Origin of the sequence: Maribacter sedimenticola, from assembly GCF_900188415.1 — a bacterium.
Taxonomy (GTDB): domain Bacteria; phylum Bacteroidota; class Bacteroidia; order Flavobacteriales; family Flavobacteriaceae; genus Maribacter; species Maribacter sedimenticola.
This window is the reverse complement of record NZ_FZNV01000003.1, coordinates 103,571-122,091: the sequence shown is the minus strand read 5'-3', so window position 1 is coordinate 122,091 and position 18,521 is coordinate 103,571. Positions and strand designations below refer to the sequence as shown.

Sequence of the window (18,521 nt, the reverse complement as noted above, 5' to 3'; positions counted from 1 at the left end):
TTTTTCTTGTCCAAAGCTAAATCCATAAGATTTAGCGACTTTATAAATATACACAGACCTTTAGATTAAGCCCTAAAGTCCGCATTACGTTTAGGTTTTGTTGTAGCCAGTTTTTTCTTTGCTGTTTTTACCCCAAGCGACAACTTTTACTCCTTCGGAGTATTGAAGTTTGTTTGGTTTATTTTTAATGAGTTTGTCAAATCTTGGATAATTAAAATCTAAATTTCTCAAGTCAATTTCATTAACTGTCCATTCCAGATGATGAATTTCAAATTCGTTAATTGACTCTTCGGTGTCTTGAAAAAGAGCATATCTTTCGGTCAGCCACTTGTCCAATTCGGTTTTCTCCGTAATTCTTTTTCCAATCGAAAACTGAATATCCAACTTGTCATTAAATTCCGAGTTGCTAGATTCGTATTGGTTTTCAGTACGTTTGATTTCTGAAAATCTATACGGAAGTTCAGACATTCCTTTTGCAATTTTACAAGACAAACTTTTACCGCCTTCTATACTCAAAAAATATACTCCAGTTTTATTATTTGATTTTACATAAGTTCGAATATTAATTTCATCAAAATCCGAAATAGGAGGAAAAGAAGGTAGGTTTTTCGGTCTTATCTTTTCCATTGTAAAAGCAACAACCGAAATCCAAGGTTTACCATCAAAGAGGTCAATTTCTAATTCTTTCGGCACAAATTTTTCCAATTCGGATAATTCCACTTGCCAATGAAGAAATATTGCATTATTCCACTCCTGATAAAATTTCCAACTTTCAGTAGGTATCTTCCAAGGTCTGTGTTCTGTTGTATTTAGTATCTCTTGGATTGTCATTTCTTAAATTGGCTACAACGTTTACGTATAAGAATAGTGCGGTTTTGTGTGCGAGGATTTTCCGCAGGAAAATCAGACGCAACAAAAGTGCACTAACCTTTGATTAAGCAATTAATTTAGCATTATTTTTATACATTGTTGTACACAGTACTTTTATTTCCATTTTTCTATTAATACAGACACTCCGTTTTTAATTCCGTCATAAAAGTTTCCATTTTTAAATTCAGGAATGATGGTATGGTCAATAACATTTTTACAAATTTGGTCAGTTAAAATAAGTTCCGTTCCAAATCCAGTTGCAATTCCTATTTTCTGACAAGGTTTACAAAGCAGAATTGTCAGTCCATTATCTTTTTCCGCTGTTCCAACTCCCCAATATTTTCCCAAATCCGTCGCCATTTTTTGAATGTCAGAATATGGATTTATACTATCAATTGTTACAACAACTATTTGTCGTGTAGTTTCAATATTGTAGTCATAAATAATGTCCGACAGTTCTTTTCTTTGTGAAGAATTGAAAATGCTGTCGTAATCGTTTATTATTTGACCTTTAAGTTTTGTTTCTCGGAATTTTTCAACTGTTGAGAAATCAAATTCAGTAGTAGGCTTTTCAATTTCTGTTTCTTGTGCAGTTCCTTTGCAAGAAAGTAAATTAAAAGTCAGAAATAGGATTAATATTTTAGTTCCGATTTTCATTTTTTGGGTATTGTGTACAACGGTCATGTGTATGATTAGTTGCGGACTTTTCCAACGGAAAATGTCCGCCTGACTATAAAGATAATTGATTGCAGGAATTTCCAAGTGGAAATTCCGACCGCAATTAATTATACACCGTGTTGTGTGTAGGTTTTTATCTTACCCTTCTTCTTTCGGTTTGAAATTTGTCCGCATGACCATTAAATCGATTGATTTCAATTCCACTACCAACATCTAACCCCCGATTTGATAATGAATCAAATTTTACATTTCTCCAGTGAATTATTTTCCAGCAAGTACTGTCTCCCGAAATTTGAGTTTCAAATGGCTTTTTAATTCCGTTTACTTTCGCAATAGTTATTGCCTTTTGAAAAGAAACATAATATTTATTGTCAAAATCCAAAGTCTCTTTTAGCTCACCATTTCTTTTATAGAACTCCCAGACACCTATCGGAATGAAATTGTGGTAAGTTTTCTTTTTGATAAATTTCAAGTTGCCGTTTTTGTAATATTCTTTTAATAACGTTGTGTCATTTACAAAGTCATCATAGTGTTTAAACCAAAATTTTGTACTATCCGACGGATAGTATCTTACCACGGCATTGTAGTGTAATGAATCGATATAAAATCTTTTTCCGTAACCATCATTAACATGTCCAACCTTATATTCTTCATATTGAAAATAATTTGGTGTTTCTTTTTCAATTGTGGTGTCTTTTCTTACGATTGAATTTTCCGATTCCTGCTTGATTTTGTTCGTTTCAGTTTTGCAACCAACAAACAAGGCAACCAAAAATATGAGGAAGATTTTTTTCAATTGAGAATTTGTTTAAACTTACACACAACGGTTAAGCTATGATTAGTTGCGGTGTGAAATCCGACAGGATTTCGACCCGCAGACTAAACATACTAAATATGCGTGGATTTTCCGAAAGGAAAAGCCGACCGCAATTAATTATAGGTGTTGTTAGGGTACGTTGTTTAATAATCCTATTTGCGACACAAATTCCTTTTCCACTTTTCTATTTCCAAACCAATGGTATGGACTTATTGCACCGAAAACATCTGTACAATAGCTATTAAAAAGTAATTCATTGTTTTGAAAAATAATAGTCAAAAATTTTCCTGAATGAAAACCACTCCATTTATCAGCAACTAGTAAAGTCATATAATCTCTTCCTTCATCGATTACTTTCCATTTTTTCAATTCAGATATTTTCTCAACATCTGATTTATTTTTGTCTATTGATTTTCCTATAAGTATTCTTAGTTTACTAGTATTAAAAATCGAGTAGATTATTCCACTAATGATAAATATGGTAACCATTAAGGTTGTGATTGGTAAAATTATACTTTTATGGTTTTGATATTCCTTAAGTATAAACGTTGCTGGTAATAACAACAAGGCAAAAAGAGTAATGAATTCAGTCAAATATTCAGATACTTTATCGAATCCGTTTTTATGAAAAACGAGTGCTCTAAGTGTCTTGGATTTTTGAATATCGATTGGAATTCTCATTTTGTTTAATGTACCCTAACGGTTCGGCTATGATTGGTTGCGGAAACGTCCATAGGATGTTTCCAGCGAGTAATGAAGATACTAATTATTGCATAAGATTTTCCGTGAGGAAAATATGTAGCAATTAATTATAGGCATTGTTGTAAGCAGTTTTTTTGCGCACTATAACTCAATTCCGTCTGCGTTTAGTACATATTTGTTATTGTCCCAATCCGTAAGTTCTATTTGGTCGCCCTTAATTTTAAATTCATCTTTTCCGTTTGGGTTCACAAAAATATCTCGCGCTCCAAAAGTCCATTTTTCATGTCCACTTTCATCTATACGACTAATTTGGAGTTCCCCATGAACGAGAAAGTCCGATTGAAATTCATAAATCCCAAAACAGGTTGCTGTATCAAACTGCTTTCTCCAATTAACCGATAAGTCCGATATTTTTAGAGAATAAATATGGTCAGAACAACAAATATATATTCGTTTATTTTTTATTAAAAACGAGTTTTCAGAGATGCCAGTTGCTCCTCCAGATTCCAGAAGTAATGCACTACATTTCTCGATTCCATTTTCCGTTATTCTAATTCCATGTTTTGAGGAAGGTTGGTATTCACTTTGCACTCCTAAAGCGCTTGGATATTCAAGTCCATAATTCGCCGAATTCAAATTTTGTCCATCGAGTATTTCGATTTCTAAATTTCCATATTCGACTGTCATTTTCTTGATTTGTTAAATTGCTTACAACGGTTGGGCTAAGCGTAGTGCGGAGGCAAGGAAACTTTTCGTTTCCGTCTGCCGACGTAGCTAAAGCTTATTGTTTTGCTTTTCCTTTTTTTGTTCCAAAGCTAAATCCATAAGATTTAGCGACTTTATAAATATACACAGATCTTTCAGTTTTGCCCAAAAGTCCGCATTACGTTTAGGCTTTGTTGTAGCACGTTTTTATTTGCTCAATAGCTTTTAATTTTTTCTCTGATTAGTATAAAACTTAGCATTAAAAAAATACATATTCCGACAGCTAATAATCCATATTGGAGTATTCCTGTGAAAACAAGTGTAATAAACTTACCGGTAACTTCAATTGGGAAAAAATCACTCGATTTTTCAACTAGTACTTCTATTATGTTATTATTCTCCATCAAGAAATAACCAACAATACAGATTAAACTAATTATATAAAGTCTAACAATTTTTAAATTTCTTTTATTTCGATTTAATGTCATCTTCAGTATGAAACTTCCCATCCGAACCAGCAGACGTAATCAAAAATCCTTTTCCCTTTTCCGTAATCGTAAATTTATATTCTCGATTCCAAGCGTCTTTTTTCCAATCTTTTCTCAAAGGACTATTTCCGATTAATTCATTCAGGTCCGTTGGGTATTTTCCGAACTTTTCATTCCAATTTTCCATTCTCTCGCTCATTTCAGCTATTTCTTTTTCAGTTTTATCAGGATAGATAGACATTCTTTGATAACCAAAAAATAGGAATGCGCTTAAACTTCCAACTACTAAAAGCGAAATGACCATTATGGAACTCGGTTGCAGAAGGTATTTTTGAATAGGTCTTTTCGTACCGTTTTCTTTCTCCTTTATACTTATTCGTTTTCGATGTTTATAATCTTCACGAATTAGTCCAAACTCTGCTAAAGTCGAAAGTATTAATTCAATCATTTAGTTGGTTTTGGTAAATGTGCTACAACGGTTCGGCTAAGCGTAGTGCGGAGGCAAGGAAAAATTTCGTTTCCGTCTGCGCACGAAGCTAAAGCTTATTGTTTAGTTTTATTTTTTCTTTTCCAAAGCTAAATCCATAAGATTTAGCGACTTAGTAAATATACACAGACTATTCGATTTAGCCCAAACCGCCGCATTACGTTTAGGCATTGTTGTGCATAGTATTTTTTTAATCAAATCCAATTTCCGAGTAATACCATCTTTCGTCCAATTGTATAATTCTATACGATGCTCCTACAATTGTATCATTTCCAAAATTGCGAGGATTTTTATTGAAATCATAAATAATTCGCTTTTCCGTTTTAAATATACTTCCAGACCTATTCACGAAAATTATTAGACTATCATTTTCTTCTGTAAATCCAGAATAACTCGAGTTTTTCTGTCCAACATTTTTTATAATTAAATCAATGTCCAAGTCACGAATTTCTTCAATGATAAATTCATCCATTGAATCTCTGTCAAAAATTCCGTTGTGATAATCGTCAATTTTTGAAGTCAAATCAGTCAATTCCGCTTTATAATTGAAAACTCTTTTTTCGTTAAATGGATTACACGATGTAAAAGCAATTCCTAAAATGACAAGAATTAGTTTTTTCATATTATGCACAACGGTTGGGCTAAGCGTAGTGCGGAGGCAAGGAAACTTTTCGTTTCCGTCTGCGCACGAAGCTAAAGCTTATTGTTTGGTTTTATTTTTTCTTGTCCAAAGCTAAATCCATAAGATTTAGCGACTTCATGAATATACACAGACCTTTCGATTAAGCCCTAAAGTCCGCATTACGTTTAGGTTGTGTTGTACACCGTTTTTATTCCGTTCAGAAGTTTTCAAATCCTTTTTTTATGTACCTCAAATTGAAAATCGCTTGCTCCTCCATTATTGACGATTTAAATACTCCCTCAAGAATTACTCTCATTTCCTTACCCAATAAAACAGGGTCATTTGTCCATTTTACGAATTTGGCAAAAGTCCTAATAGGTGTTTCTCCGTGCATTTCGTCCAATTCCATCATTTCAATGCCAGATTCTTGATAGTTTATGTAATTCTCATTTTTCTCAATTCCCTTTCTATCTAGAACAAGGAATATTACAAAACCATTTTTGAAATTGGTCTGATTTACATTGAAAAGTTCAAACCAAGATGGCACAAATTTTAGTGGGTCAACTTGAAGTATTAAATCGTTTTTATATATCAATTCCAGATGAACTCTTCTTTTTGAGCTATCTTTTATGAACTTGTCTACAAATCCAGTCGCACTTTTCGGTTTTAAAAAATTTCTCAAAAATTTCTGAATCCCCATAGATTTTACTGAATATTATTTTTTTTCAAATGGTGTACAACGTATTTGTGTATGGTTAGTTGCGTTGACTGGAACTAAGTTAGCAAAAGAAAACGAACCAGAGGAAAATCCGTAGGATTTTCCGAGTACGCACACAATAAGCAATTAATTATACACATTGTTGTGCAACGTTTTTTTTATTTAGTCGACTCAAATTCCGTCCATTTTCCGTTTATCAGCTTTTCTAATTTTCCGAATTCAGGATTTCCGTTTACATTTCTTTTTATTCTGACAGGATTTTTCCAATCGTGTTGGCAATTCGGTTCAGGATTTGGTATTTCAGTCCAATTTAATTTTATTGTTCCATATTCCGTTTCGCAAGATTCCATTGCGTCATTTTCAGATTCATACCATTCGTCCCATTCTGCTCCACAATCCTCCAAATTTTTATATCCAAAAAGATAAGTTCCGAACTCATCGTTATAGATCATAAGTCGAACAATTCCGTCTTTCGGTTTGGTAAGATTTACAATTTTTCTCATTCAGCGTTTAGTTTTGGAAATGTTGCACAACGTTTAGTATAAGAAATCGTAGGGCAGGTGATAAGCACTTTCGTTTCGGTTTATTACTTAGCTAAATATAAATATTTTGCTTTTATCTTTTCTTCTATAAACGCCAAATTTTATATTTAGCGGACTTAATTAATACACCCAGACCTTTCTATTTAGCACAAACGCCCTATGTTTTTTATACATTGTTACCCACTGGCTTTTCTTTCCGCAAACTTGCTAGCGTTGGCGTGAAAGCTCTTTTAAATTTGTGAGGCACGAGCAAACTTTAAATGTGCTTGAACTTGCGTTGGCTTATTTCAGTTTAATATCATACTTAGTCATTAAAAAATCATCTATTTCATTTTGTTCTGTAAAATTAGATAGTATTTCTCTCTCATCTACTGATAAATCACATATACCAAAACTTTTTATGTAATTTTTAGCTACAGAAAAATAATTTCCTGCATATGGTTTACTTGTATTTTCAATATAATACCAAAATATTTTTGACATTAAAACCTTTTGTAAAATAAGAAGGTCTTCAATGGATTCCGATAGTATAGCATAGCCATTATAAAACAACAAATCGGTGTCTTCTGTGAGCACAAAGCATGGTTTACTTGTAATGTATGGAAAGAGTAATTTAAAGCCACCTAAAGTCAGTGCTTGATTTCTTCCGAATGCAAACCATTGGTCGTATTCTCCTTTTCCTTTATCTCTTAAAGAAAGTATTGCCTTGTTCGATTTTAAATATTTGTATGCAAATGGATAATTTGTTTTAAATTCTTTCTCAGTTAGTGTTTTTAGTATTTGTTGTTCTTTATCAAACAATCCTGTTTTAGTTGTTTCAATTTGATATGGGAAGATTAATTTTTCAGTTTTTTCCTCAAGTTCACTCTCAGACTTTAGAGTATTTGGTTTTATAGCATTTCTACAAATTCCTTTTTCTATTTTATACTCAGAACCATCTTTCAATAGGTAATAGAATTCATAATCTTCTTTGACTGGTTTGAATACAAAAATATTGTTCTTTAGAGTTGCAAACCCATTTCTTATTTCAAATTTTTTACCCAAAGGAGTTCCACAGTTTTCAATTTTAGAAATTACCTTTTGAATCTTTTGATTAATTAAATACCAACCATTATAATCATCAAGATTAGAATAAGGAATACTTATAAAATTTGATGCTTTTAACTTTTGAATCTTACTACTTAAACTCTTAACATATTTAACAGAAGAACTTTCAGCTTTGCCAATAATACAAATACAAGTATAAGTAGATCTTTTCTTAAACAATTGTTCTCCTCCAAAATCTATGATGGATAAATCAAACTTGTTTTTCGAGAAATAACTTCTTACAGACCGTCCATTTAAACTTTTGTAAAAGGTGTTGACTGTTATGTACCCTATAACGCCATTTCCGTTTAAGTTTTCCATTCCTATTTCAAAAAATGGGATATATAAATCTGGTTTTCCTGTAGATGAAACACTCCAGCTTTTTAATAAGTCTTTTGTTTCTTCATCCATTTTTGATGAACCAACGTATGGTGGATTTCCTACAACAATATCAAAACCATTATTCTCGTTTAAAGTCTCGACTGTTTTCCAATCAAAGCTTAATGCATTGCCACAATACAAGTTGAATTCAAACACTTCACAATCCGCATTATTTTTTATAGCAAGTAATGAAAGTAAAATTTTTGTTCTATTAATACTGTATTCTTGAATATCTAAACCATAAATATTATCTCTATAAATTTCAAAATAACTCTTATCAGTTTCATTTATTAAGACCTCTGTAATAGTTTTAAAGAAACCTCCGCATCCACAGGCAATATCTCCGAATTTTAAATTTGATAATGCTTCTGTGTTGTGTTTTTCAATAGTTTGTTGTACAATATGTTTTCTAATATATTCTGGTGTAAAAACAGCTCCGTTTACCTCTTTGTCTTGAGGAGAAATAACAAACTCAAAAAGCTCTATTAATTCTTCAATATCAAATGTGTTTTTATCAAATAGTTTGATAAAGTCATTTACTTGTTCAAGTTCATTTTCTTTCGATATAATAAAATCATTTATGAATGTATTTGATACGTTTTTTATATTGTTTACAACCAAAAATGAGGACACTAAAAGACGATTGACATCTTTTGTATCATAAGAGTATTCTTTTAAATATTTTAGTATATTTTGATTCACCCTGAAAGTTTAAGAATTAAATAATTGAGGACAAATCATATTAGGACTCCAGATTGGACTTGTTAAAATTTGGTCTGAAGAATAATTCCATTGACTAGCATGTGTATGTATATATGGTTTTAAGAATAAATCTTGATACTCTTCAATTAAATTGATATACTCATTGCTTTCAGCTTTTATTTTTTTCCAAATATTTGGAAAAAAATTAGACAAAGTAAAATCTATGCCTAAAACAGCTTCCATAGGATAATGAGCAATTCTAGGACTGTCAAATACAAGTAAATTTCCTGTATCAATCATTTGTCCTAGCTCTGCTAATTTTCTACCACCAAATTGAAAGTGATAAATAGGATGGGGGTATTCGCCATCTCCATCATCTTCATTCATAATATGTCTATCAAGATGATAGGAGGTTATTAGTTGTTTATTACCTTCTTCTGAGAATTTAGTTCCCTCAATGACAATGTTAAACTCTAACCATTCAAAAGGGTCTTTCATTGATTTTAAATCATTACAATTACCTATGGTCTTAATGTCTAAAATAAGTTTTAAATCTTTACAATTTTCAGGTTTAGTGTGGCGTGGAATAGAATCAAAATTAAATATTAAACGACCTAAATTATATTCCCATAAATTATTATTAGAGCCTTTTTCTGGTATTTGTGGAATAATCTCTTTATTTCTTAGAGCTGAAATTGCACTTTCGAAAGAACTTATCTCTGCAGTAGGAAAAAATTCATAAATAATACCTGATAACCTTCTCAAATCTGTAGCTAACTTTCTCCTATTTTTCATTATTTCGTTAGAAGCAGCCATTATTTATATTCTGATTTAATATCTTCAAACCTTTCTCTCTCGGCTGGGTTAAGTAAAACCCCTTCTTTTTTAGCATCTCTCTCAAGAATTGATTCTAAAGAAATATATTTTTTGTCTTGCCAATTCAATAGATTACCATCAACTAAGAAACCATCTTTAGGGTCTAATGGCTTTTTATAAACTTGGCAAATAGTCCAAAATTTTGTACTTGTAGTTTTTGCAATTGGTTGAGCTTCTTTTAATTCAGTTAAATCAAATTTTTCTTTTATTAACTTTACTCTTTCTGATGCTGTTAATTGAATTAGTGATTTATTGAAATTTGAATTCCACCAATTTATAACATCATAAGCCCACCATCTATCGAATGATGTACTGAATATTCCTGTGTATTTAAATTCTTCTATTTTAGCTTTTAAGTTGTCCCAATCATCTGAGTTCTCAAAATCCACTCCAAGTCTTGCTGCTAAAATATATTCATCTATCAGAACTCCTGATTTATAAATTACTTCATTAAATATATATTGTGAAATTTCAGAAATTGAAGTTTCTTTACCGCTAAGATATTTAGAAGTAAAAATTTTATTAGGAATTTCATTGTCTATAGACAAAGCTAAAAGATGGTTGAAATTTGTTTTTTCTTTTTGAATTTCTATGTAGGCGTTTGTAATAGAGTGTATTATTGATTCATAATAATCACCATTTTTACCAATACTTCCTTTGGGAATAGTGAAGTCAAATAAATCATGACTAGAAGTGTCAGGGTCGTAATATTTTTTAAGGTTAGCAATACTAGAAATTAAAAAAATAGGGAAAGCAGTTTCAATTCCATTTTCGCTGAAATATTTAGTTTTAATACCTGTGGCGAGCGTAGGGGCAGTAAACTTAGCAGTTCTATCTCCTTTTTGATTTCCATCAAGTTTTAAATCAAGGATTAGTGCATCTATATTTGCCTGTTTAGCCACTATTTCAGCTACTAATTTTTCAAGATTGGTTGGTTTTATTATGGTTATTTCTATTGAACCGTTTTTAGACAATCCATCAGCAAATGTTTTGCTATTTTCAGAGTTCTCGTCATCTATATATAGTACTTTATATTTCTTCATGTTCGTCTATTTCTTCTTGTGTTGCAATTGGAATTAAAATTTTAAAATTGGTTGAAAAACCTTCTGGAGCATTTTCAATAGAGATTTCTCCATCATAACTTTCAATAATATCTCTAATTATTTTAAGACCTAGTCCTGTACCAGACAAATCATCTGTAGATGATGATTTATGACCTTTTGGACTAGAGGTTGTAAAAAAAGCATTAAATATTTTTTCTTGATTTTCTAAAGGAATACCATCTCCATTGTCAATAAATTCAATAAAAATAAATTTATCTTCTTTTCCTGCTTTTATTAAAATTTCCCCTTTAGATTCATTAGAACGTTTAATCGCTTTCTTTGAATTACTATAGAGATTGAATAGAATTGAGGCCCATTCGGATGTGTGCATTTTGCAAGTAAATAAATCGTAGCCATCAATTTCAAGTTGTAAATCTATATTACACCTTTCCGTATCAGGATTAATCATTTTTTCAAAAGGTTTTATAACATCTCTTATTTCAATGATTTTAAGCTCCCTATTTACATTCTCAGATATTGTTTCATCAAAATAAGAGGTGTAAACTTGAAAAGAATCGAATGTAGTCTTAAGTCTTTCCGCTCTCTTGTATTCTTCTTTTGATTTATCTACATTATCTAAAATATACTGAATGTCAATATCAAATACACCTAGATAATTCGTTATTTCATGAGTAAACTCGCCAATAACTATACCTAATCCTGCTAGTACCAAAATCATGTTTATTTCATCTATTTTTTCGGCTGCTTCTCTTAATTTTTGAGCTTTTCTTCTAAATTCTTCAGCTCTTTCTTTGCTTTCTGAATTATCGCTTTCCTTTTTATCATTTCCATTATTTGAATCTTCTTCAGAATCATTTGATGAATTTGAATTATCTGAAGAGTCTAATTCATCTGCGATTTTATCTAGATCATCTGCAGTTTCTAAAATTGTATCCTTCGCGTTTCTTGTGTATTTAGAATCCCAATCTTTTTGGTCTGTTGTTACTTTAATTCCCCTAGCCGCTGCAATTCTACTTACGGCTGCACCTATTGCTTTATATGCAAATGTTATGAGTTCTTCATATGCTTCATTATTGAATAAACCTTCTCTACTAGATAGCTCTTCAAAATTTTGATTTTGACCTCCAATTTCAACAAACCCAAAAAAGTTATGATTTCCATGAACGGCTAATATTTTTCTCTTTCGAACAGACTCATCAAGTCCCAGCCAATCATTTTGGGGTTCTCCATAAGGTAAAACTCTAAACCCATTACGGTAAAGTCTTATACCTCCATATTCGTATGCCATACTATTAATATAACTTTCACTTTGTTTAGGTATTAACCCAACATTATAGATATAGTAATATGCTTTTAATTTTACATCTTTTAAATATTGAAAAGGAATGTCTTCAATTTTATCGTCTTTACTGAAATATTGATGCTCTTCAGTGTTTGTGTCAGGTATACGACTATTTTTAATATCCCAATAAGCTTTGCCATTCTCATCAACATGACCTTCTATTTCCGCCACTGCATGCTTATAAAACATAGATTGTTGGTCTGCAATTTCTTTATTGTCTTTTAAACATTTAATTTCAAAACCAGGGTCTTTTATTTCATTACTATCTTCAGTTTCAATTTCTGCTATTGGAAAAGGTTGTAGTATGTCAATGGCATATCGATATACACGCTTTATCATAGCTTCTGACCACCATTCTCTTAAACCTTCTATTTTTAAAGTAGTTCCTTTTTCTTTCGTTTTAGGAATTTCTTCTATTTGATTGGTTACAAAAATTAAATCCCCATCCATTTTATATTTTTCCCAATCAACAACCACTTTAAGAGCGAAATCAGAGCCTTCTGTTTGTGTTATTATTGTCAGTTTATTACCTAATCTTTGTGTTGAAAATCGTCCAATTCCTTTTTTTCCAGCTCTTTTCCTTTTAAAAATAGGAGAAACTGGTTCGTGAATTTTAGAAGTTGAAGAAATCTTCATAAAACCATTCACCAACTGGTCTCTAGTCATTCCATTTCCGTTATCGTCTATAATTAAAGTTCCTCCACTATTATCAACATTTAAAAAATTAATTGATGCTGATTTTGCATCTGCATCATAGGAGTTTTTAATTAATTCAGAAACAGCAGTTTCGTGTCTCGCAACCAATTCTGTTCCTAATCTATCAATAACACTTGCATCTACACTAAAACGAACACTGTCATTATCAAGAGCAGCAAGCTTATGTGATAGTTTTAGAATTTTATCAATATTTTGAGAATCTTCTGCTATAGTTCTAGTAAGCTCTTCTCTTATTTCGTTTTCATTCATAATGAAATTGTTTTAATTCTAGTATTCAACTCTGCAATTCGCACCATTAGTTTATCAAAACTAATGGTATCTCCATAAAACATACTTTCCTGCATGGTTTTATAATCTTTTCCCCATTCTTTAATTGTTGCTTCTGGTGGCAGAATGTTAATTAATTGTGGATTATGGTTTGCGTAGTCTATTCCCCTTATTGCATTAAAATTCTTTCTGTGTGCTACAATTGTATTGTATAATTCAATATCAGTCAAAGCTTCTGTACCGTGAATTGTATCCATTAGTTTTTCTAAATCATACAAATGACGACTCATTCTTTCGACTCTTATAAGCTTGGTCTCTTTTTGAAATTCCTCATGCAATAGGAAAATCTTCTCCAAAAAGGTTCGCTTAGGAGAAACAACCGGTATTGTTATTTCTGTTTCAGCAAAGGGAAGTTCTCTAAACTCGTAAGAAACCATAGAAATAATAGGTTTATTTTCGACAGGTTCCATTAAAGAACGTGCACCAACCTCTATCAAAACCCTTGGTCTTAAATAATCGGATGTTTCTGTTAAAGATTTATATTGTAGTTCAATAATTAATGGATCGGTGTCTGTGTCTTTTGTTTCTTGAACAACTAATTCATAATCTTGAACACCTAGTTTAATTAAAGCTTCATTGATGTCTTTATAAAATTCACTGCCAATAAAGGAACAAGATGCTTTACGTAATTTTTTAACTTGAGTTTTGCTTAATTCACCTTCAAAGCCTAAATGTTTTCTATCAATTACCAAGTCAATATCTTCTGAAAAGCGTTCAATTAAATTCCAAGCTTTGCTTAATGAAGTTCCACCTTTAAAAACGATATGTTTTGAATAAGACAATGAAAATATTATATTCAATGCTAAAGTAACCCACCAATCTTTTTCTACAGCAGAAGATGGAAGTCCAGATTTTTCACTGACTTGATTGAATACGTTCAGTTTATCTTTTTCGCTAAGATTTATAAATGCTTTCATGTTTAATTATTCTTCATGATTTTTGATATCCAAACAGGAGCTAGTTTAGCATCATGTTCTATTATTTCTTTTTTTTCTTTTTCAAGATGTATTTTAATTTTTTCTAATTGCTCTGCTGTTACATTACCTTTTCCTATTTCCTTAAGAGCTTGAATAATTAAACTTGTAATTTCTCCTTTTACAGCTAAGTTTTTTGGAGATGTACGCTTAAATTTTATTGTTCTTTTGCCAACCACTATACTTCTTGGAGCTCCATCGGTTAAGAAAACAATATTCATTGGAATTTGAGTTGATAATCCTAATTTATTTAGTGCTGTTATTCCTGTTGGTATAATTCGTGCTTTATCTCGTTCTGCAATTGCAATTGCAATTTCTTCTATTGTGGGGTATAGAACTCCTAAAAGTTTATCTTGTTTTGGGTATAAATATATTCCATGAGCTAACCTTACTAAGAACTTTTTGTTTTCAAGTCTTAATAATGATTTCTTTACAACTTCCACATTTCCTATATCATCAAAGTTAGATGGGAATAGAATACTCCCTCTTTTCATTGATTTTATTTCGTTTTCAATTCTAGTTTGAACTGATTTAGTCATTTCTCATTTATTTATGTCCCAAATTTAGTAATTATTTGGGACAACTATCTAATTTATGTTGAATATTATTCTTGGAGTGGGAAGGGAAGTGAAAGCTCTTTTAATTTTGTGAGGCACGAGCAAAATTAAATGTGCTTGAACGTACGGCTGGCTTTTTTTCGCTTGTGGGTAACGGTTGGGCTAAGCGTAGTGCGGAGGCAAGGAAACTTTTCGTTTCCGTCTGCGCACGAAGCTAAAGCTTTTTGTTTAGTTTTATTTTTCTTATCAAAGCTAAATCCCAAAGATTTAGCGACATTATAAATATACACAGACCTTTCCATTTAGCTCAAAACTCCGTATTACGTTTAGGTTTTGTTACCAACAGTTTTTATTCCCGATTTACTAGTTTGTCCAGCCAATTAGTTCGCTCTTTAACAACTCCTAAATTTTTATGATATCTAAGTCCAGAAGTTTGAGCATTTGCATTCTCCTCAGCAATTTCTGCGTACTGTCTAGCTAAACCCATCTCATTTTTGAAATTGTAAATTATAGAAATAATTGAAGCAGTTTTATATTTATCAATTGGAAATAGTAACTCCTTTTGTCGCTCAAGTAAGATGTCCAATACGTCATCATATTTTTCGATATTATTTGTTTTAATAATTAATTCCGAATAATCTAAATAGGAGTTAGTTTTTACATTGGGGTATTCTTGTTCGAAATCCATCGATTTTTTATAATATTCAATAGATTTTGGCAACTCATTTTGTAATCTATAAATATCAGCGAGAGAGTTAAGTGCTAAACTTCTTTCCGATTGCTCATTAGGATATTCATCAAGCATTTTAATAAGTAAAGATTCCGCAACTTTTAGTAAGTCCGGTTTCTTTGTCATTATTAATTCAACAGCTTGAATTCTCAAATATTGCGGTCGACCCCATTTCCTGGCTCGATTCAGTTTGGCAAAGAAATGTTCTTCGTCTTTTTTTGTCCAAGATTTTTTTCTAAACCAATCCATAGGTTTCTTGAAATTGTTGGTAACGGTCTCGTGTATGATTAGTGGCGTGGATAAGCAACTAATTTAGCAAATAAATCACAGATAGAATATTCCGCAGGAATGTTCGTAAGTAGGCTTAAAACAAGCAATTAATTATACACGTTGTTGCCAATAGTTATTTTACTCTTTTATATATTGTGTAAACACTATCACTTCCAAGTTGAATTCGGTTTTTGTTTATATATTTAATTTTTATTTCAGTCGGTTTTAAATAATAGAACCCATTTTCCTCTTTAAATATTAAGTTATTCGATTTCAATACGTTCAATAATTCTTTATTAGAATCAGTATTTTTTTCTCCAAAATATGATTTAGTACTAAATTGTTATCTACTATTTCCCACTTGCCATATTCTTTATAGTCAGCTGTATAATAATCAATATAATCTCCATTAACTTTGAATGTTCTGTCAGGATAACCAGTTCCGTTTTCTGTTTTTATCTGTTTAAAATTACATCGCGTTATTTCTTTATGTTCTTTTAGAGTCCTTAAATTAACATTTTTTTTGACTCTCCAAGTTCCAATTATATTGTCTGAATAATTGAAATTATAAACTCCAAAATGAAAGATTAATATGATTGAAAGTATGTTTTTCATAATTATTGGCAACGTCTGAGCTATAAACAGTGCGGGAGCAAACTAGCGTTTGTCTTCCGCCACGTACATTGCGAAATCTTTTTGTTTTGGTTTTTCTTTTTTTCTCTCAAAGCGAAATCCTAAAGATTTCGCGACATTATAAATATACACAGACCATAGTGTTTAAAACCTAAGCCCGTATTGTTTATAGGTTTTGTTGTGTTTAGTATTTTTTTTACAATGCTAACGATTTAAAGGTAAATGCTATTAGAAATATAGATACAAAAACTACGTATAAAATATAAGCAAGCAATAGTCTGAAAATGATTTTAAATCCTTTTGTATTAGAATAAAATTGAGAAAAAGTCCAGTAATTGAACATAGTGCAAATTATAACCGCTGCTAAAATGGTAATATCTTCTCTGTTAATCAACACTCCAATAATCATTAAAAATGAATAAATAATCGCTTGTTGTCCAGTAATATAGGAGTTAATTACAATATGCTCAAGATAATTTTGTCCAAGTCCATTGAAGGAGAGATATGTCGCAAAAGAAAAAAGTGGAAGTAAAAGTAAAGTGGTATAAGCATAGTTATCGGATAACCAATTTAAAATTGGGGATGAATTGGTTTCCAGCCCACGTTCTTCGCCTCCATTTGAATATCCAGCTAAGAAATCGTCAATTAATGTGGGATGGTCAGATAATTGAGAAATAATGAAGTAAATTGTAGACAAGGTCAATACATACGCAATAGGTTTAAAATATTCTTTTCTTCTGCCTTGTATAAACCCTCGAATCGCATGACCTGGTCTATTGAATAACTCTTTAATTGTGTAAAAGAGTCCACGATTTAGCTGAAAAACACTATCTGAAATTTCAGTTAAGAAATTTGGGAGATTTAATTTGTCAACTTTAGTGTTTTGTCCACAATTAGCACAAAATTTACCACTAGTTAAATTATCGCAGTTTTTGCAATTCATTTTATTTTTTGAGTCCGTTAAAAATTGCCATGATTACAACCGCCAAAATTGCTGTCACTATTGCTCTTATCCAATCGACTTGTCCGTCCGAAAAGTAATCATAAATAGCAAATCCTGTTGCGAACCCAAGTGCCATTTTGAGATTTTTAATGTTCAAAAAGTTTTTCATTTGCTCGATTATTTGATTTGAGTAATATTAAACACAACGGTTAGGCTATGGCAAGTAGGGCAGGCAAGGAAACTTTTCGTTTCCGTCTGCGCTCGTAGCCAAAGCTTTTTGTTTTGTAATTACTTTCATTTTTTAAATTGCCAAATCCAAAAGATTTGGCGGACTTTGCAAGCACGACCAAGCCTTTAAATATAGTATTTATCGCCCTATTTGCTATAGGTGTTGTTAGCACATGTTTTATTTATTCTTTCTCCTTTTTTCGAAGACCTCTACTTGTTCTTGAATATTTCGGAATTCGGTCGAGTCCAATGAGGTCTCTTTCAATTTAATTTCACCCAAGGAGTTTCCATTATTAAATTGATATAATAACGGAACACTATTATTCTTTTTTACTATTAAAGGCGAACCATTTGCCAAAACTATGAAATTGAAGTTGTCGACTTTAAAAGTCTCCCATCCGTCCATGTGCCATTCCAAGCTAGAAGAATTTGATTTTAAAAAGAAAAGCTCTTGATTAAAATAGAGCTTTCCACTGGTGTTTTCAGTCTGAAATTCAAAAGCCTTATTCTTAAAACTGAATCCATAATCAGAATTATTTTGAAGACTGTCATGAACTTTTTTAAATATATTTTTTTCACCTTTATGTATTTCCAAAATCAAGCTGTCCTGATAAACTAATGAAGCTTTTTTAATTGCATAAACCTCATAAAACTTAGGCCAAATCCAAATGCTATTTTTAAAAAAGAAGAAGTAACCATTCCCACTAGGATTATTATAATGACTATATGAAATTGACTTATGATTTTTTAGTTTAAGAATTGACTGGCCGGGCAGTATGTTGCCAGAGGCAGAACTGATGTAATTAGTATTTAGCCAAACTCCTTCAATTTTCCTTGAACTTATATTAAGATAGACCAAGCAAAATAACAGAAGCAAAATTAAAGCAAGGACTATTTTTCTTTTCATAATATGTGCTAACACATAAATATGTGTGATCATGGTTAATGATAAGAAAGATACAATTTTCTAATAAATGTAATAACCATGGTAGCGTAAAATGGTTAAGTCAATTGCGCAAAAAATATATCATTGTTGTATTTTTAAATTTGATATATTTTTTG

The 18,521-nt window shown here is 31.3% G+C and carries 20 protein-coding genes; all 20 read right to left on the bottom strand.

Translation table 11 applies throughout. The features are described 5' to 3' along the window. Positions 1–90: 90 nt before the first annotated feature. The 20 genes from CHB68_RS09900 to CHB68_RS09805 all read right to left on the bottom strand — a co-directional run bounded on the left by CHB68_RS09900 (position 91) and on the right by CHB68_RS09805 (position 18,366). Complete coding sequence (locus tag CHB68_RS09900; RefSeq protein ID WP_089260727.1) at positions 91–831, bottom strand: YqjF family protein; 741 nt, start codon at positions 829–831, stop codon at positions 91–93. Positions 832–984: 153 nt separating this feature from the next. Then, complete coding sequence (locus CHB68_RS09895; RefSeq protein ID WP_089261243.1) at positions 985–1,527, bottom strand: TPM domain-containing protein; 543 nt, start codon at positions 1,525–1,527, stop codon at positions 985–987. Between the two features lie 154 nt (positions 1,528–1,681). Continuing rightward, positions 1,682–2,344 carry a hypothetical protein gene (locus CHB68_RS09890; protein WP_089260726.1) on the bottom strand — a complete coding sequence of 221 codons (663 nt, stop codon included), beginning with the start codon at positions 2,342–2,344 and terminating at the stop codon, positions 1,682–1,684. 150 nt (positions 2,345–2,494) lie between these two features. Beyond that, on the bottom strand, positions 2,495–3,046 hold the full coding sequence (locus CHB68_RS09885; RefSeq protein WP_089260725.1) for a hypothetical protein: 552 nt from the start codon (positions 3,044–3,046) through the stop codon (positions 2,495–2,497). Between the two features lie 162 nt (positions 3,047–3,208). Beyond that, positions 3,209–3,754, bottom strand: coding sequence for a hypothetical protein (locus tag CHB68_RS09880; RefSeq protein WP_089260724.1), 546 nt, complete (start codon positions 3,752–3,754; stop codon positions 3,209–3,211). 486 nt (positions 3,755–4,240) lie between these two features. Further along, positions 4,241–4,708 (bottom strand): type II secretion system protein GspG, encoded by a 468-nt coding sequence (locus CHB68_RS09870; protein ID WP_089260722.1) that lies wholly within the window; start codon positions 4,706–4,708, stop codon positions 4,241–4,243. 229 nt (positions 4,709–4,937) lie between these two features. Beyond that, positions 4,938–5,369, bottom strand: a complete 432-nt coding sequence (locus CHB68_RS09865) for a hypothetical protein (protein ID WP_089260721.1) — start codon at positions 5,367–5,369, stop codon at positions 4,938–4,940. A gap of 217 nt (positions 5,370–5,586) precedes the next feature. Then, a complete protein-coding gene (locus CHB68_RS09860) occupies positions 5,587–6,069 on the bottom strand; it encodes a hypothetical protein (RefSeq protein ID WP_089260720.1) in 483 nt (160 codons plus the stop codon). Between the two features lie 176 nt (positions 6,070–6,245). Further along, the gene (locus CHB68_RS09855) at positions 6,246–6,590 is read right to left on the bottom strand and encodes a hypothetical protein (RefSeq protein ID WP_089260719.1); all 345 of its coding nucleotides are present in this window, start codon (positions 6,588–6,590) and stop codon (positions 6,246–6,248) included. A 321-nt stretch (positions 6,591–6,911) separates the two neighbouring features. Continuing rightward, positions 6,912–8,798, bottom strand: a complete 1,887-nt coding sequence (locus tag CHB68_RS09850; protein ID WP_089260718.1) for an Eco57I restriction-modification methylase domain-containing protein — start codon at positions 8,796–8,798, stop codon at positions 6,912–6,914. A 9-nt stretch (positions 8,799–8,807) separates the two neighbouring features. Next, the gene (locus tag CHB68_RS09845) at positions 8,808–9,614 is read right to left on the bottom strand and encodes a hypothetical protein (protein ID WP_089260717.1); all 807 of its coding nucleotides are present in this window, start codon (positions 9,612–9,614) and stop codon (positions 8,808–8,810) included. Next, positions 9,614–10,717 (bottom strand): hypothetical protein, encoded by a 1,104-nt coding sequence (locus CHB68_RS09840; protein ID WP_089260716.1) that lies wholly within the window; start codon positions 10,715–10,717, stop codon positions 9,614–9,616. The genes CHB68_RS09845 and CHB68_RS09840 overlap by 1 nt, the downstream gene beginning before the upstream one ends. Next, the gene (locus tag CHB68_RS09835) at positions 10,704–13,046 is read right to left on the bottom strand and encodes a sensor histidine kinase (protein ID WP_089260715.1); all 2,343 of its coding nucleotides are present in this window, start codon (positions 13,044–13,046) and stop codon (positions 10,704–10,706) included. The genes CHB68_RS09840 and CHB68_RS09835 overlap by 14 nt, the downstream gene beginning before the upstream one ends. Next, a complete protein-coding gene (locus tag CHB68_RS09830; protein ID WP_089260714.1) occupies positions 13,043–14,041 on the bottom strand; it encodes a nucleotidyl transferase AbiEii/AbiGii toxin family protein in 999 nt (332 codons plus the stop codon). The genes CHB68_RS09835 and CHB68_RS09830 overlap by 4 nt, the downstream gene beginning before the upstream one ends. Before the next feature lie 2 nt (positions 14,042–14,043). Further along, entirely contained in the window at positions 14,044–14,637 is a 594-nt protein-coding gene (locus tag CHB68_RS09825; RefSeq protein ID WP_089260713.1) for a DUF6088 family protein, read from the bottom strand. Positions 14,638–15,004: 367 nt separating this feature from the next. Continuing rightward, on the bottom strand, positions 15,005–15,634 hold the full coding sequence (locus CHB68_RS09820; protein ID WP_089260712.1) for a hypothetical protein: 630 nt from the start codon (positions 15,632–15,634) through the stop codon (positions 15,005–15,007). A gap of 303 nt (positions 15,635–15,937) precedes the next feature. Continuing rightward, the gene (locus CHB68_RS09815) at positions 15,938–16,270 is read right to left on the bottom strand and encodes a hypothetical protein (RefSeq protein ID WP_089260711.1); all 333 of its coding nucleotides are present in this window, start codon (positions 16,268–16,270) and stop codon (positions 15,938–15,940) included. Between the two features lie 214 nt (positions 16,271–16,484). Further along, positions 16,485–17,231, bottom strand: coding sequence for a DUF3667 domain-containing protein (locus tag CHB68_RS09810; RefSeq protein ID WP_089260710.1), 747 nt, complete (start codon positions 17,229–17,231; stop codon positions 16,485–16,487). 1 nt (position 17,232) lies between these two features. Continuing rightward, a complete protein-coding gene (locus tag CHB68_RS18795) occupies positions 17,233–17,367 on the bottom strand; it encodes a hypothetical protein (RefSeq protein WP_262494234.1) in 135 nt (44 codons plus the stop codon). A 270-nt stretch (positions 17,368–17,637) separates the two neighbouring features. Next, entirely contained in the window at positions 17,638–18,366 is a 729-nt protein-coding gene (locus CHB68_RS09805; protein WP_089260709.1) for a hypothetical protein, read from the bottom strand. Positions 18,367–18,521 lie beyond the last annotated feature (155 nt).

Excerpts from the sequence above, each read along its gene's own strand:
- CHB68_RS09895 (WP_089261243.1), bottom strand. The coding sequence starts at position 1,527 with ATGAAAATCGGAACTAAAATATTAATCCTATTTCTGACTTTTAATTTA.
- CHB68_RS09825 (WP_089260713.1), bottom strand. The coding sequence starts at position 14,637 with ATGACTAAATCAGTTCAAACTAGAATTGAAAACGAAATAAAATCAATG.
- CHB68_RS09885 (WP_089260725.1), bottom strand. The coding sequence starts at position 3,046 with ATGAGAATTCCAATCGATATTCAAAAATCCAAGACACTTAGAGCACTC.
- CHB68_RS18795 (WP_262494234.1), bottom strand. The coding sequence starts at position 17,367 with ATGGCACTTGGGTTCGCAACAGGATTTGCTATTTATGATTACTTTTCG.
- CHB68_RS09860 (WP_089260720.1), bottom strand. The coding sequence starts at position 6,069 with ATGGGGATTCAGAAATTTTTGAGAAATTTTTTAAAACCGAAAAGTGCG.
- CHB68_RS09810 (WP_089260710.1), bottom strand. The coding sequence starts at position 17,231 with ATGAATTGCAAAAACTGCGATAATTTAACTAGTGGTAAATTTTGTGCT.
- CHB68_RS09845 (WP_089260717.1), bottom strand. The coding sequence starts at position 9,614 with ATGGCTGCTTCTAACGAAATAATGAAAAATAGGAGAAAGTTAGCTACA.
- CHB68_RS09840 (WP_089260716.1), bottom strand. The coding sequence starts at position 10,717 with ATGAAGAAATATAAAGTACTATATATAGATGACGAGAACTCTGAAAAT.
- CHB68_RS09880 (WP_089260724.1), bottom strand. The coding sequence starts at position 3,754 with ATGACAGTCGAATATGGAAATTTAGAAATCGAAATACTCGATGGACAA.
- CHB68_RS09855 (WP_089260719.1), bottom strand. The coding sequence starts at position 6,590 with ATGAGAAAAATTGTAAATCTTACCAAACCGAAAGACGGAATTGTTCGA.
- CHB68_RS09865 (WP_089260721.1), bottom strand. The coding sequence starts at position 5,369 with ATGAAAAAACTAATTCTTGTCATTTTAGGAATTGCTTTTACATCGTGT.
- CHB68_RS09870 (WP_089260722.1), bottom strand. The coding sequence starts at position 4,708 with ATGATTGAATTAATACTTTCGACTTTAGCAGAGTTTGGACTAATTCGT.
- CHB68_RS09805 (WP_089260709.1), bottom strand. The coding sequence starts at position 18,366 with ATGAAAAGAAAAATAGTCCTTGCTTTAATTTTGCTTCTGTTATTTTGC.
- CHB68_RS09820 (WP_089260712.1), bottom strand. The coding sequence starts at position 15,634 with ATGGATTGGTTTAGAAAAAAATCTTGGACAAAAAAAGACGAAGAACAT.
- CHB68_RS09835 (WP_089260715.1), bottom strand. The coding sequence starts at position 13,046 with ATGAATGAAAACGAAATAAGAGAAGAGCTTACTAGAACTATAGCAGAA.
- CHB68_RS09900 (WP_089260727.1), bottom strand. The coding sequence starts at position 831 with ATGACAATCCAAGAGATACTAAATACAACAGAACACAGACCTTGGAAG.
- CHB68_RS09815 (WP_089260711.1), bottom strand. The coding sequence starts at position 16,270 with ATGAAAAACATACTTTCAATCATATTAATCTTTCATTTTGGAGTTTAT.
- CHB68_RS09830 (WP_089260714.1), bottom strand. The coding sequence starts at position 14,041 with ATGAAAGCATTTATAAATCTTAGCGAAAAAGATAAACTGAACGTATTC.